This window comes from Xanthomonas translucens pv. cerealis (assembly GCF_006838285.1).
GTDB lineage: Bacteria > Pseudomonadota > Gammaproteobacteria > Xanthomonadales > Xanthomonadaceae > Xanthomonas_A > Xanthomonas_A cerealis.
In genome coordinates this window covers 3,670,223-3,684,085 of record NZ_CP038228.1, presented here as the reverse complement: position 1 = coordinate 3,684,085, position 13,863 = coordinate 3,670,223, and the positions used below count along the sequence as shown (strand labels likewise).

13 protein-coding genes are annotated in these 13,863 nt (G+C 69.0%); 9 read left to right on the top strand and 4 right to left on the bottom strand.

Annotated features, from left to right (window positions below):
- The first annotated feature begins 135 nt into the window (after positions 1-135).
- A complete protein-coding gene (locus E4A48_RS16370; RefSeq protein ID WP_142742796.1) occupies positions 136-1,497 on the top strand; it encodes an AMP-binding protein in 1,362 nt (453 codons plus the stop codon).
- 1 nt (position 1,498) lies between these two features.
- Here E4A48_RS16370 and E4A48_RS16365 read toward each other — a convergent pair whose 3' ends face one another.
- The 4 genes from E4A48_RS16365 to E4A48_RS16350 all read right to left on the bottom strand — a co-directional run bounded on the left by E4A48_RS16365 (position 1,499) and on the right by E4A48_RS16350 (position 7,163).
- The gene (locus tag E4A48_RS16365; RefSeq protein ID WP_260607977.1) at positions 1,499-3,067 is read right to left on the bottom strand and encodes a hypothetical protein; all 1,569 of its coding nucleotides are present in this window, start codon (positions 3,065-3,067) and stop codon (positions 1,499-1,501) included.
- A 601-nt stretch (positions 3,068-3,668) separates the two neighbouring features.
- Positions 3,669-3,938: a hypothetical protein gene (locus E4A48_RS16360; RefSeq protein WP_080763479.1), complete on the bottom strand. Its 270-nt coding sequence runs from the start codon at positions 3,936-3,938 to the stop codon at positions 3,669-3,671.
- A gap of 850 nt (positions 3,939-4,788) precedes the next feature.
- Positions 4,789-5,799 (bottom strand): chorismate transformation enzyme, FkbO/Hyg5 family, encoded by a 1,011-nt coding sequence (locus E4A48_RS16355; protein WP_039008463.1) that lies wholly within the window; start codon positions 5,797-5,799, stop codon positions 4,789-4,791.
- Positions 5,796-7,163, bottom strand: a complete 1,368-nt coding sequence (locus tag E4A48_RS16350) for an NAD(P)/FAD-dependent oxidoreductase (protein WP_260607976.1) — start codon at positions 7,161-7,163, stop codon at positions 5,796-5,798. The genes E4A48_RS16355 and E4A48_RS16350 overlap by 4 nt, the downstream gene beginning before the upstream one ends.
- Positions 7,164-7,292: 129 nt before the next feature.
- Here E4A48_RS16350 and xanC point away from each other — a divergent pair, with 129 nt between their 5' ends.
- From xanC to E4A48_RS16310, 8 genes are all read left to right on the top strand, one after another.
- Positions 7,293-7,562 carry a xanthomonadin biosynthesis acyl carrier protein XanC gene (gene xanC / locus E4A48_RS16345; protein WP_003470209.1) on the top strand — a complete coding sequence of 90 codons (270 nt, stop codon included), beginning with the start codon at positions 7,293-7,295 and terminating at the stop codon, positions 7,560-7,562.
- On the top strand, positions 7,537-8,271 hold the full coding sequence (locus tag E4A48_RS16340) for a COG4648 family protein (RefSeq protein WP_039008461.1): 735 nt from the start codon (positions 7,537-7,539) through the stop codon (positions 8,269-8,271). Before xanC ends, E4A48_RS16340 begins: the two co-directional genes overlap by 26 nt.
- A gap of 54 nt (positions 8,272-8,325) precedes the next feature.
- Entirely contained in the window at positions 8,326-9,075 is a 750-nt protein-coding gene (locus E4A48_RS16335; RefSeq protein ID WP_039009408.1) for a lysophospholipid acyltransferase family protein, read from the top strand.
- Between the two features lie 13 nt (positions 9,076-9,088).
- Positions 9,089-9,376, top strand: coding sequence for a hypothetical protein (locus tag E4A48_RS16330; RefSeq protein WP_003470206.1), 288 nt, complete (start codon positions 9,089-9,091; stop codon positions 9,374-9,376).
- Positions 9,373-10,347, top strand: a complete 975-nt coding sequence (locus E4A48_RS16325) for an LpxL/LpxP family acyltransferase (RefSeq protein WP_039008459.1) — start codon at positions 9,373-9,375, stop codon at positions 10,345-10,347. The genes E4A48_RS16330 and E4A48_RS16325 overlap by 4 nt, the downstream gene beginning before the upstream one ends.
- Positions 10,271-10,918: a LolA-related protein gene (locus tag E4A48_RS16320; protein ID WP_039008456.1), complete on the top strand. Its 648-nt coding sequence runs from the start codon at positions 10,271-10,273 to the stop codon at positions 10,916-10,918. Before E4A48_RS16325 ends, E4A48_RS16320 begins: the two co-directional genes overlap by 77 nt.
- A gap of 85 nt (positions 10,919-11,003) precedes the next feature.
- On the top strand, positions 11,004-13,370 hold the full coding sequence (locus tag E4A48_RS16315; protein WP_039008454.1) for an MMPL family transporter: 2,367 nt from the start codon (positions 11,004-11,006) through the stop codon (positions 13,368-13,370).
- A gap of 10 nt (positions 13,371-13,380) precedes the next feature.
- Positions 13,381-13,863 (top strand): phosphotransferase, encoded by a 483-nt coding sequence (locus tag E4A48_RS16310; protein ID WP_039008452.1) that lies wholly within the window; start codon positions 13,381-13,383, stop codon positions 13,861-13,863.

Here is a 13,863-nt window from a genome sequence, read left to right as displayed (position 1 = left end):
TGCCGTAGCGTCGGCGCGGCGCTTGCCGCGAGCGCGTGAGCGGCACGCCCTGCTTGCCAGCGGCGGCGGCGGCGGCCAAGCTACGGACTCGCGCCGCCCGTTGCGGGCCAGTCGCCCGCCGAGCCGTCGCCACGCATGCCTGCCGCCTCTTCTGCTGTTTCCACGCCATTGCTGCATCCGCTTGCGGTCGGCGACCTGCACCGTCCGCTCGCCTACGCTGGCGGCCAGCACATCGACCTGGCCACTTTCCTCGGCCATGTGCGCGGGCTGGCCGCGGTGCTGCCGCCGGGCCGGCATGCGCTGAACCTGTGCGAGGACCGCTACCGGTTCATGGTCGCGTTCTGCGCGGTGGCGCTGCGCGGGCAAACCTCGCTCTTGCCGTCCTCGCGCGCGCCGGCGGTGGTGGTCGAGGTGCAGCGCAGCCACGCCGACAGCTATTGCCTGGGCGACCTGCTGTTGCCCGAACCGCCGCCGCGCTACTGGCAGCTGCCCGAACCGTTGCCCAGCCTGGATGGCGCCATGCCGCAGTTGGCGGACGACACGCTGGTCGCGATCGGCTTCACCTCCGGCAGCACCGGCGCGCCGAAACCCAATCCCAAGACCTGGGGCAGCTTCCTGACCAGCACCCGCCAGGATCTGTTGGCGCTGGTCGGACTGTGGGACGCGGACGCGGTGCCGCAGGTGGTGGCCACGGTGCCGCCGCAGCACATGTACGGCATGGAGCTGTCGGTGCTGATGCCGCTGGTGACGCCGCTGGCGGTGCACGCCGGGCGGCCGTTCTTCCCCGATGACGTGGCGCGCGCGCTGGCGCAGGTGCCGGCGCCGCGGCTGCTGGTGACCACCCCGGTGCACCTGCGCGCGCTGGTCGATTCCGGCGTCGCCTTGCCGCCGTTGGCCGGCATCGTCTCGGCCACCGCGCCGCTGGCGCAGGAACTGGCTGCGGCCGCCGAGGCGCGCTTCGGCGGCGAAGTGCGCGAGATGTTCGGTTCCACCGAGACCTGCGTATTCGCCAGCCGCCGCACCGCCTGCGAAGCGCCGTGGACGCCGCTGCCCGGCGTGCGCGTGTCGCCGCAACCCGACGGCACGTTGGTGCACGCACCGCACCTGCCGCAGCCTGTACTGCTGGCCGACCTCATGGAGGTGGACGCCGACGGCCGCTTCCAGGTTCGCGGACGCCAGGCCGACCTGCTGGAGATTGCCGGCAAGCGCGCCTCAATGGCCGACCTGACCCGGTGCCTGCTGGCCGTGCCGGGCGTGGTCGACGGCGCGATCCTGCAACTGGAGCCGGAACCTGGCCGCGCGGTCGGCCGCATCGCCGCCGTGGTTGTCGCACCGAGCCTGGACGAAGCCGCGATCCTGGCAGCACTGCGCCGCGAACTGGACCCGGTGTTCCTGCCGCGCCGCCTGCGCAAGCTCGACGCCTTGCCGCGCAACGAAACCGGCAAGCTGCCGCGCGATCGCTTGCTGGCGTTGTTGGCGGGGGAGTGCGAGGGCTGAGTCAGATCGCGACGACGCGGATGAAGCCCGCCTCCGGCCCGTTGGCCTGGCTGGCCTGTAGCGGGAACGTGCTCCACGCCTTGAGCGAGCGGCCGGCGACGCTGGTGTCGGCGCCCATCAGCGCCTTTTGCACCCACACCGGCGGGCCGCTGGGAACGAGTACCTGGCGGCGCGGATACTTGTCTTTTTCTTCCTTGGTCTTCAGCGCGTTGTAGGCCGCTTCGGTGATGCTGTCGCTATCGCTGGCACCGAGCACGCGATGCAGGATCTGGCCGCCGCCGTAGGCGTGCGTGGTGCTGTTGAAGCCGCTCAGGCTGCCCTTGTCCATGATCTGCAAGGTGCCTTTGCGCACCTGAACCCAGGCTCCGTCCTTGCCGCCGGGGACCACGGCGGCGGCCTCCTCGGTGCCGATCTGCTGGTCCGGTTCGCTTGGCAGCACAAGTTTGGCGCCCACGTCGATCTTGAGCAGCGTCTTTTGCTTGGCATCCAGCAGCTTCGCCCGCTCACGGCTCTTGGCGATGAAGGTCTTGAGATCTTCTGCGGTGAATACGTCCAACTGGACCAGTGGCCGCACGCCATTCTGCGCGGGGCCGGTTGCCGCCAATGGCTCGAGATCGGCAAAGCGCTGGTAGTGACCGAGATAGCCGATCAAGTCGCCGGCTTTGATCGGGGCAGGGGTTGGCAACACATAGACCGCGTCCTGGCGGTCGGGCTCGGCGCCGGCGGCGGTCAGCTCGGCTTTGTAGGCATACAGTCCTTTTGCGTCGGCAGGAACGGTCTGCCCGCTGACGACCTCGGAGATGACGAAATACCCCTTTTTGTTGGGATTTTCGGCACCCAGCCGCAGCTTGGCGCCGCGTGGCGCATAGCCGACCTTCTGATGCTGCGCGTCGCGCAGGTTAAGGCCTACGCCTGCCTCCGGGATGGAAGGATTGGAGGCCCTGTCGCGGTCCTTGGCCTTGTCGCCGACCACATAGGCCACGCTCTTCCAGAACGCCGGGCGCGGCTTCTTCGGATCGGCTTGGTAGCCGGCCCAGTCGAGCAGGTGGAGATAGACGCTGTAGAAGATCAGCGAAGGCTCTTTCGCCTTCTGATCGGGTGTTGCCGCAGGCTGGGCTGCCGGCTGTGGCGTGGACGGTGCCGTGTTGGCCGCGCCCGGTCCAGCAGGGGCAGGCTGCGCGGTCTGCTTGGGCGCAGGCGGAAGCTCCAGGCAGTGGCGGACCAACACGAAGCCGCGCGAGTAGGTGGCCTTGCCGGCGCTGAAGTCGACGTTCGGGTATTTCGAGTCGATGCGATAAGCGACGACCTCGCCATCGCCGATGCAGCGGATGCCGTCTTCCTGCGCCAGGGTGTTGCCGGTTTGCGTATCGAAATGGATGCCGCCGTGCCATTGCCCATTGGCGCCGATGGGGTAGAACCCGTCCTGCGCGTTGGACAGCGCATCGAAATAGACCTGCGGATCGTCGATGTCGGTCGGCTTGGCCCCGGCCTTGCCTGCTTCTGCGCTTTTCTGGAACGGATAGACCAACTTGCTGATCTTCGCCAGTTTCTTCTGCTCGGTATCGGCCATGAAGATGTCTTCCTTGTAGATGAATCAGCCCGAGAAATCGAGCATGCGGTCTGGCTCCAGAGGCTTGTGTGTGAGCTTGTTAAGCGATCATGGTGCAGGCGATTGCCCCATGTGGGGCGAATGCGTCCAAGCCCCATATTGCCGCAAGCGGTAACGGTGTCAGCAGCGCTGGGTAGACAAAGTTAGTCTTCTATTTCAGACCTTGTCAAGTTTGGAATTTCCGATTATTCGCACTCCGCTTTCATGGCAATGGCTCACTGGCAACGGGAGGCGATGCCCCCACTGCGTTGAATAGCGACTGCGGCTACTGGACGGTCGTGTCTTTTTGGTGTGAGTCACGCCGCCATGGCGAGCGCACGAACTGATAGTAGATCGCTTCTGCTTCGGCTGGCGGATGTTCCTCGGGCAGCCGACCGGAACGATTCGACGTAAACACTTTGGTTCGGCTTGCCTTGCTGGATGAGCGGGTTGGAGCCTAGACGACCGATGCCTTGCAGCGGAACCCCGTGCCATTATTGGTACGAATCATCTACTGCATGCCGTGATTGTGCGCCAACCGATTCAGCACACGGGTCACGCATGCCCAGTCGTTTTATTGCTGTCAGTTCTGACCTGAGAAGAAGAGACAGACGCCTAGAGGTTGATGTGATGCTTTGCACGCGGCTGCTTTATCCCATAGCGGTTGGGCGACCGAACCGGCCAGCAAGCCGAAGACCAACGACACGATTAGGAAAAACTTGATGCGATCCTTGGGCGGGTCCAAGCGTTTGCTCCACGTGTGTACATAACGCACGCCGTATCCCAAAAGGTACAGGGCTGGAAACGCAAAGGCAGCAACTAAGGAGAGATATCCTATAGAAAAATGCGACATAGCAACGTTCCAGTGTGCAGGCGAGTGATAAGACGCTGACTGCGGGGCGGTCAACTGAACAGCGATCCAACTCTACCTAGGGCTCACAGCCCTAACCGTGCGGGCTGTCGCTTTTCGGGCGGCGGCGCCGAGATTGCGGCCCTCACCTGGCGGACGATGACCAACTGACTGCGCGCGCAGTCGTCGTTCGGCAGCATCGCTCGCTGACAGAGGAAGGCATCAACTACGCGCACGTCCGCTTTCGAGCACAACAAGGGCGTGCCGACGCAAATGACCTAGCCGAGGCGAGTCCGGCTCGCATCAGCCATCGTCGGGCCGAGGACGCAACGCCGGCCGACAGCTTGCTGGCCCGGCAGGGCGAGCGACATCATCTCCGCCAAAATCCACCACATCCACGGCACGCTATCTTTCACCATTGCCGTTGGACCGCCGGTGATCGCCGCATGCCCATCCACCGCCGACTTCTAAGGTGTCCGGGATCTCCGGCAACGGACGCGGTTGGATTCCGGTCGTTCCTGCTTGGATAGCGGATTCCTGAAAATTTTCATGCTCTCAGTCCATCCCGAGGCGCCGGGCTACTTGCCCCGTCAGAGTGTCTCGCTTTGGAAGCAACGCGGTCGCACTGGCCAGGCTCGTGACCAGCAGGGACTAGCCGAGGCGCAAGCCATTGCCGCGCAGCTGCGGCAGCGATCGCAACGGCTCGGGTGTGATCTCGACCGACGCGCAGATCAGCAGCCGCTGGAACCAACGTCACCAGCCCGGCATGATCGGCGCCTCGTTCATGAGTTGTATTTCAGGCCAGCCGCATTACGAGCGAGGGCGCTGTGCGTTTCGGCGTAGGCCCGCACGCTCAACCATGCACGCCATCGATCTCCACCGCCAGTTCGTTGCGGCAGATCACCGCGTGCAGCAGCAGGCGCGGGACGCGCGCGCCGAAGCGGGCGTCGAGGGCGGCGGCGACCAGCGGCAGGTCGGCGGCTTCGCGCACATAGACCTTGAGCCGGGTGCCATCGCCGAACTGTGCAGGCAGGTCCGGGCGGTGGGTGCGGGCGGCGGCCAGCAGTGCGTCGAAGTTGGCGAAGGTTTCCTCCAGCTGCGCCAGCAGCTGGCCGCTATGCATCGAGGCGTGGCCGACCACGCTGGCGGTGCCGGACAGCAGCAGCGGCATGTCGCTGCCGGCCGGCGGCAGCATCGCGCGGGCGAAGCTCGGCGATTGCGGGCCGTACTGGCGCGGGTAGCGGTAGGCGCTAACCTGGCGCGGGTTCTCCAGCGGCGTGCCGGCCTGCGCGGCGGCCAGCCAGTAGATCTGCATTACCCGGGCGTCGTCGCAGCGGCCGACCGCGGTGGCGGCCGGCAGCTGGCTGGCGTCGAAATCGCCCAGCCCGCGCGCACGGCCGACGCAGAACTGGCGGTAGCGCTCGCGGTCGCCATTGCCCAGGGTGATGGCGTCGAGATAGTTCCAGATGCGCAACATGCGCGGCGTGGCGCTGCTGGCGACGAAGGCGGTGATCTGCGCGTAGGCCAGCGCCGAGGCATCTTCGATCGCCAGCGCCTGCTCGTCGATCTCGATCACGCCGAACTGCAGGTGTCCGTCGCTGGCCCAGGCGATGTCGCCGTCGCGGCCGCTGCTGACCGGCGCGTCGGTGCGCCACACTTCGAGCATGCGCGGGCCGTACGGTTGCAACGGCACGCGCAGGTAGCGGGGGGCGTGGTGGCGCGGGGCGTCGTTGCCGAAGCCGAACACCGCCAACACCCGTTCGTCGCGCAGCAGGTCGCCCAGGTTGGTTTCGGCGACGTAGTCCACCTGCAACCGCGGATGCCGCTGCTCGTGGTGCGCGAACGGCGGGTGCGGCCGGCTCATGATTTGTCTCCGTGCAAGGTGTCGCCGTGGAACTGTTCGCGTGCCTGGCGGCGACGATGGCGCCAGGCGCTCCATGCGCGCGGCAGCATCGCCAGCGCGGACATGGCGTAGATCGCGCGGAACACGCGCAGCCGGCGCAGCACGGCGCGGTTGTCGAACACGTCGCCGGCCAGCATCGCCACCACCGCCTGTTCCACCTGCAGCACATTGCGCGGCTGCGCGAACAGTTCGCGCATGGTGGGCGAGGTGAAGCGGTAGATGAACCACTTGAATTCGTGCAGGCCGCGCCGCAGATGCCGCTCCAGGCCGCGCTGCAGGCGCGCTTCGCTGGCCGGATCGCGCAGCGCCGCATCCACCATCGCCGCGCCGCGCTCGGCGCTGTGCATGGCCAGGTACACGCCGGAGGAGAACATCGGATCGACGAAGGCGTAGGCGTCGCCGAGCATCAGCCAGCGCGGCCCGCTCATGCGCGTGCATTCGTAGGCGTAGTTGCCGGTGGCATGCACCGGCGCCATGCGCTGCGCGCCTTGCATGCGCGCGGCCACGTCGGGATTGAGCGCCAGGGTGCGCAGCAGGAACGCCTCGCTGTCGCCCTGGCGGGTCTTCATGTACTCCGGATCGCACACCGCGCCGACGCTCATCACGTCGTCGGGCAGCGGGATCAGCCACATCCAGCCGTGCGGGTGGCGGTAGATGCTGATGTTGCCGGCGTCCTCGCCGGGGCGCCGCGCCACCCCGCGGAAATGGCTGAACAGCGCCGCCGACTGGTGCCGCGGGTTGGCGCGCTTGAGCTTGAGCTTGTTGCCGAGGAAGGTGTCGCGGCCGCTGGCGTCGATCAGGTAGCGCGGGCGAAAGCAGCGCAGCCCGTCGGCGTCGCGCGCATGTACCAGCGGCTGCGCGCCGTCGAGCTGCACGCTCTCGACCTTGATGCCTTCGCGCAGGTCGGCGCCGGCGGCGCGGGCGTGGGCGAACAGCACCCGGTCGAAGTCGGCGCGCGGCACCTGGAACGCGTAGTCGGACTGCGCGCCCAGCGCCTGCGCGAAGCGGAAGGTGTTGTAGCCGCCGCTGTCGTTGGGGAAGTCGGCGCCGAGCTTGAGCACGCCGATCGCGCGCACCTGCTCCAGCACCCCCAGCCGCTGCAGGATCGGGATGTTCATCGGCAAGAGCGATTCGCCAATGTGGAAGCGCGGATGGTGGTCCTTCTCCAGCAGGGTCACTTGCCAGCCCCGTTGCGCCAGCAGGATCGCCGCGGCGCAGCCGGCCGGGCCGCCGCCGATCACCAGCACGTCCGGCGTTTCCGCCGCGGGCGCCTGCGGCGTGGCAGGTGAGGGCGCGGGCGCGCGGACGGGAGCGGTGGAATTCATCCTGAAAAACCTGCGGTAGACATGTCAGACAAATGCCATGATAGCTTGCCTGCAAGCGGCGGACAGTTGCGTCGCTGCGCGCGATGCACCATCTTGTCGCTCCTGCCCTCACCGCCTGGAAGCCCCTGGATGTCTTCGCAAACCGCCGCCGAACGTGAACTGGCCGAGCTGCTGGTCGAGAGCCTGAATCTGGAGGACGTGCAACCCGGCGACATCGATCCAGAAGCGCCGCTGTTCAATACCGGGCTGGGCCTGGACTCGATCGACGCGCTGGAGCTGGCGCTGGCGATCAGCAAGCGCTACGGCTTCCAGCTGCGCTCGGACAACGACGAGAACCGCCGCATCTTCGCCTCGCTGCGCGCACTGTCGGCGCATGTCGAAGCCAACAAGACCAGCTGATCCGCCCGCTGCCGCCGCGCCGTGGGCGCTGGCGCTGGGGGTGTTGCTGGCGCTGGCGTATTCGCCGCTGGCGCACTGGGCCAACGCCACGCACCGTTCCGACCTGGCCGTGCTGGCCGGCGCGGCGCTGGTGCTGATGCTGCTGGTGGAGCCGATGGCACGGCTGCGGCTGTGGGCCTGGGCGCTGGTGCTGCTGGCGCTGGCCGGGTTGCTGCCGCTGTGGCGCTCGCCGCACGCGCTGCTGTTGCTGGCCGCGCCGCCGGTGCTGTTCACCGCCTGGGTGGCCTGGTTCTTCGGGCGCAGCCTGCAGCGCGGGCGCACGCCGCTGATCTCGCGCATCGTCGAGGCGCTGTACCGTCAGGCCGGGTTGCCGCTGACCCCTGCGCAGCTGCGCTATACGCGCCGGCTGACCCTGGCGTGGAGCCTGCTGCTGGCCGCCATGACCTTGCTGAACCTGGTGCTGGCGCTGTGCGCCGTGCCCAGCGGGGTGCTGGCGCAGCTGGGGCGGGCCTCGCCGTTGCCGATCGGCGACGCGCGTGCCTCGCTGATCGCCAATCTGCTGGGCTACGGGGTCATCGGTGGCTTCTTCGTCGGCGAGTATTTCCTGCGCGGGCGCTGGTTTCCGCAGCGTCCCTACCGTAATCTGCCTGACTTCCTGCACCAGCTGGCGCGGCTGGGGCCGGGTTTTTGGCGCGATCTATTGCGTTGACGCGTGCATCGGGGGATGCAGAGGCTTGTGCAGATCATCAAGGACAAACTGAAGATGCCGCGGGCAGGGATGCCGTCGCGCATGGCCTGGGCCGTGTGGAATACTTTGCAGTTGCTGTTCACCCTGAGCTTCACCGGGGTCGGCATCGTCGTGGCGCTGGGCCTGTTGCTGCTGTTCGGGCCGCGGCTGCCGCTGCGCATGGGCGCGCGGGTGTGGGCGCCGGTGCTGTTCTTCGGCGCCGGCGTGCGTTTCCACGTTGAAGGCCAGGAACGGGTCGACTGGTCGCGCAACCACCTGTTCGTCAGCAACCACCAGTCGATCATCGACATCTGCGCGCTGTTCGCGGCGCTGCCGGTGCCGCTACGCTTCCTGCTCAAGGACGAGATGCTGCAGGTGCCGTTAGTGAGCTGGTATGCGCGCGCCACCGGCATGCTCTTCCTGGACCGCGACAGCCGCCGCGCCGGGGCCATGGTGCGGCGCCAGGCCGCGGCGCTGCTGCGCCAGGGTCAGGACCTGTGCCTGTTCCCGGAAGGCACCCGCAGCCGCAACGGCGAACTGGCCGCATTCAAGGCCGGGTTGTTGCAGGCCGCTATCGATGCTGGCATTGACGTGGTGCCGGTGGCGTTGGACGGGGCGGGCAAGGTGCTGCCGTCGACCAGCCTGTTCCGGGTCCGGCCCGGGGTGATCCGGGTGCGGATCGGCTCGCCGATCAACGTGAATGGCGCCGATGGCCCGCTGGACCGGCAACAGCTGACCCAGCGCGCACAGCAGGCCGTCCGTGCCATGCTCGAACCCAGGATCTGAGTCGCCAAGCCTTATGGATTTCGTCGTACCGCATGATCATCCCAGCCTGCCAGGGCATTTCCCGGGCCACCCGGTGGTGCCCGGCGTGGTGGTGCTGGACCACGTGCTGCAGGCCGTCGAGGCCGTGCACGGCGCCTGCGGGCCGCTGCGCCTGCCGCAGGTGAAGTTCCTGCAGCCGCTGCTGCCCGGGCAGCCGGCGCGGGTGGAACTGGACGGCGCCGCGCCGCGCTGGCGGTTCCGCGTGCGTCGCGGCGAGGACCTGCTGGTCAGCGGCGAGCTGGTCGCCGAGGCGGCGCCATGAGCGCCAGCTGGAAACACCGCCCCGAAGGCGGCGGCCGCTTCGCGCTGTGGCTGATCCGCAGCATCGCCCGATACGGCGGCCGCGCGCTCGGGCGCCTGCTGCTGTATCCGATCACCCTATATTTTCTGTTGGTGCGCGGCCCGGAGCGGCGCGATTCGCGCGACTACCTGGGGCGCGTGCTGGACCGCCCGGCCACGCTGCTGGACGTGGCCCGGCACATCCATACCTTCGCCTCCACCATCCTGGACCGGGTGTTCATGCTGTGCGGGCAGATGCAGCGCTTCCGGGTCGACATCCAGGGCCTGGAACAGCTGCATGCGCAGATGGACCGCGGTCGCGGCGTGCTGATCTTCGGCTCGCACCTGGGCAGCTTCGACGCGCTGCGGGTGCTGGCCACCGAGCGCCCGGACGTGCAGGTCAAGGTGCTGCTGGACAAGGCCCACAACCCGGCGATGACCGAACTGCTGGGCGCGCTGAACCCGCAGCTGGCGGCCAACATCATCGACGCCGGCATGGACAGTACCTCGATCGTCATGGCGATCAAGCAGGCCACCGATGAAGGCGCGCTGGTCGCGCTGCTGGTCGATCGCCCGCGCCCGGAAGACCCGGCGCTGCCGGCTGCGTTCATCGGCCAGGGCGCGCTGTTCCCGACCTCGCCGTGGCTGATCGCCGCGGCGCTGAAGGTGCCGGTGGTGCTGGCGTTCGGCCTGTATCGCGGCGGCAACCGCTACCAGCTGGTATTCGAGACCTTCAGCGAAGGCCTGGACCTGCCGCGCCGGCAGCGTGCGCCGGCATTGGCCGCGCTCATCCGCGATTACGCCGCCAGGCTGGAACATTACACGCGCTCCGCGCCGTACAACTGGTTCAACTTTTACGATTTCTGGAACAACCGCCATGCCGATGCGCCGCACCTTGCCGTGGATGCTGATACTGCTGTGCAGCGCCGCACCGCTGTGCGCCGCGTCGCCTGAGCCGCTCGACCCCGGCTGGATCCTGCAGAAGCTGGCGCGGCCGGTCCCGGTCAGCACCGAGTTCGTCGAACTGCGCGGCTCGGCGTTGCTGAAGGCGCCTTTGCGCGTGCAGGGTCAGTACCGGCGCCCGGACACCGACACGCTGGTGCGCGAAGTCACCGCGCCATACCACGAAACCACTACCTTGCGCGGCGGCGAAGCGACGCTGGAGCGTGCCGACAAGGCGCCGCGGCGTTTCTCGCTGGCGCGGGTGCCGGAACTGACCGGCCTGCAGAACGGCTTCGGCGCACTGCTGTCCGGCGACCGCGCGCAGTTGCAGCAGCACTACACGCTGAGCAGCAGCGGCACCCGCGAACGCTGGCAGCTGCAACTGCAGCCCAAGGATCCGGCGCTGGCCGCGCAGGTGCGCAGCCTGCGCCTGTACGGCCGCGGCGCCGAACTGCGCTGCATCGAGACCACCCCGGCCAAGGGCGACGTGCAGCGCACCTTGCTGGCCGGCGCCGCGCGCGACGCGGCCAGCCTGGCCGAGACCGAGGCGCTGACCGCGCTGTGCCACGGCGACGCGCGCTGATGCCGCCCGTGTGCGATAACGCGCGGCGGCCCGCGCCGTCCGCCGCTGCGCGCGCGGTCCTGCGGGCCTGTGCCGGGTCGCAGCGATGAAACGCGGATTGAGTTCGAAGGCGCGCATCTCGCTGGCGCTGCTGTGGCTGGCGCTGTTGACCGTGGCCGGCATCTGGCTGGGCAACGTGCTGCAGGTATCGGGCGACTTGCGCAAGTTCATGCCGGAAGCCCAGACCCCCGCGCAAAAACTGCTGCTCGACGAACTCGGCGAAGGCCCGGGCTCGCGGCTGCTGCTGTTCTCGCTGTCCGGCGCCGACCCGGCGACGCTGGCGCGGCAGTCGCAGGCGATACGCGCGCAGCTGGCCGCGCAGCGCGACACTTTCGAACTGGTCGCCAACGGCGCCGATGCCGGCCTGGACGCGATCCCCGAGCGGCTGCTGGCCTACCGCTACCTGCTCAGCGACAGCTTCGACGCCCACCCGCTGGATGCGGCGACGCTGGCCGACGCGCTGCAGGCGCGGCTGCAGGACCTGGGCTCGCCGGCCGCGGCGATGGTCGAGCCGCTGCTGCCGCGCGATCCGACCCTGGAAGTGCTGCACCTGGCCGAGAGCCTGCAGCCGGCCGGCGGCCCGCAGCAGCGCGACGGGGTCTGGTTCGACCGTGCCGGCAAGGACGCGCTGCTGGTCGCGCAGACCCGCGCCGCCGGCTTCGATCCCACCGGGCAGCAGCAGGCGGTGGACGCGATCCATGCCGCCTTCGCCAAGGCCAGCGCCGGCAGCGGCAGCCGCAGCCGCAGCCGCCTGACCCTGACCGGGCCGGGCGCGTTCTCGGTGGAGATCGGCGGGCGCACCCAGAACGAGGCGCAGTGGATCGGCATGCTGGATACGCTGGGCCTGATCGTGCTGCTGCTGGTCGCCTACCGCAGCTGGAAGATCCCGGTGCTCGGCGTGCTGCCGCTGGCCAGCGCCGGCCTGGCCGGGCTGGGCGCGGTGGCGCTGCTGTTCGACGGCGTGCACGGCATCACCGTGGCGTTCGGCTTCACCCTGATCGGCGTGGTCCAGGACTATCCGATCCACCTGTTCAGCCATCAGCGTCCGGGCCTGGATCCGCGCGCCAACGCGCGCCACCTGTGGCCGACCCTGGCCACCGGCGTGGTCTCCACCTGCATCGCCTACGTCACCTTCCTGTTCTCCGGGGTGGACGGCCTGCGCCAGCTGGCGGTGTTCACCATCGCCGGGCTGCTGGTGGCGGCGCTGACCACGCGCCTGCTGCTGCCGGCGCTGATCGACCCCTCGCCGCGCGACCACGCCGATTCGCCCGCGCTGGCGCGGCTGTGGCGCGGCATCGCGCGGCTGCCGCGGCCGCGCTGGTCGCTGCTGCCGCTGGCGCTGGCCGCGGCCGCGGCGATCGCGTTCGCACCTGGCCCGTTCTGGCAGAACGACCTGTCCAAGCTGACCCCGGTACCGGCCGACGGCCTTGCCCGCGACGCGCATTTGCGCAAGGAACTGGGCGCGCCGGACGTGCGCTATGTGCTGGCCGTGCCGGCGGCCTCCGCCGATGCCGCGCTGGCCGCCTCGGAGCGGCTGCGCCCGCGGCTGGACGCGCTGGTCGCACGCGGCGAGCTGGCCGGTTACGACATGGCCGCGCGCTACCTGCCCAGCGCGGCGACCCAGCAGCGGCGCCAGGCGGCGTTGCCCGACGCGGCGCAGGCGCGCACGCTGACCGCTACCGCGGTGGCGGCCACGCCGTTCCGTGCCGACGCCTTCGCCCCGTTCCTGGCCGACCTGGAGCGCGCCCGCCGCGCGCCGCCGCTGACCGCGCGCGACCTGCACGGCACGCCGCTGGCGACCACCGTCGATGGCCTGCTGCTGGACCGTGCCGATCACGCCACCGCGCTGGTATCGCTGACCGGCCTGCGCGACCCGGCACTGCTGGCCGCCGCGGTACAGGGCAGCGGCGCGCAATTGATGGATCTGAAGGAGGCCTCCGAATCGCTGGTGGCCGCCTACCGCGGGCGCGTGCTCGGCGCGCTCGGCATCGCCGCGCTGCTGCTGGCGTTGACCGTGGCGATCGCGCTGCGTACGCCGCGCCGGATCGTGCGCGTGCTGCTGCCGATGGCGCTGACCACGCTGCTGATCCTGGCGCTCCTGCGCGGCTGCGGGGTCGAACTGAACCTGTTCCACCTGATCGCGCTGATCCTGGCCGCCGGCCTGGGCCTGGACTACGCGCTGTTCTTCGACCACGCCGGCGACGACCGCGCCGACCAGCTGCGCACCCTGCACGCGCTGATCGTGTGTAGCCTGATGACGCTGCTGGTGTTCGCGCTGCTGGCCGCCTCCAGCATCCCGGTGCTGCGCGCGATCGGCAGCACGGTGGCGTTGGGCGTGCTGTTCAACTTCGTGCTGGCGTTGCTGATTTCGCGCCAGACGGCCAGCGACACGCCGGCGATCGCGGCGCATTAGGAGACATGGCATGACCGAGCTTCCGCGCGGACGCGATGCGATCGCGGCGCTGGTGCCGCACCAGGGCCTGATGTGCCTGTGGGAACAGGTGATCGCCTGGGATGCGCAGCGCATCGTGCTGCGCAGCCAGACCCATCGTGCCGCCGAGCATCCGCTGCGCAGCGACGGCCGCCTGCGCGCGCTGCACCTGTGCGAATACGGCGCGCAGGCGATGGCAGTGCATGGCGGTCTGCTCGCTCGTGCCAGCGGCGTGGCGGTGCACGGCGACCTGCTCGACCGCGCCAGCGGCACACCGGCGCGCCTGGGCATGCTGGTCGCGCTGCGTGGCGTGCAATTGCATGTGGCCGATCTGCAGGATCTGCCGGATGCGATCGAGTGCGAAGCCGAGGTACTGCTGCAGGCCGAGGACAGCCAGCAATACAGCTTCCGCCTGGTGCACCGCGCGCAGCTGCTGGCCGAAGGTCGCGCCACGGTGATGCTACGGGCGGCGTAG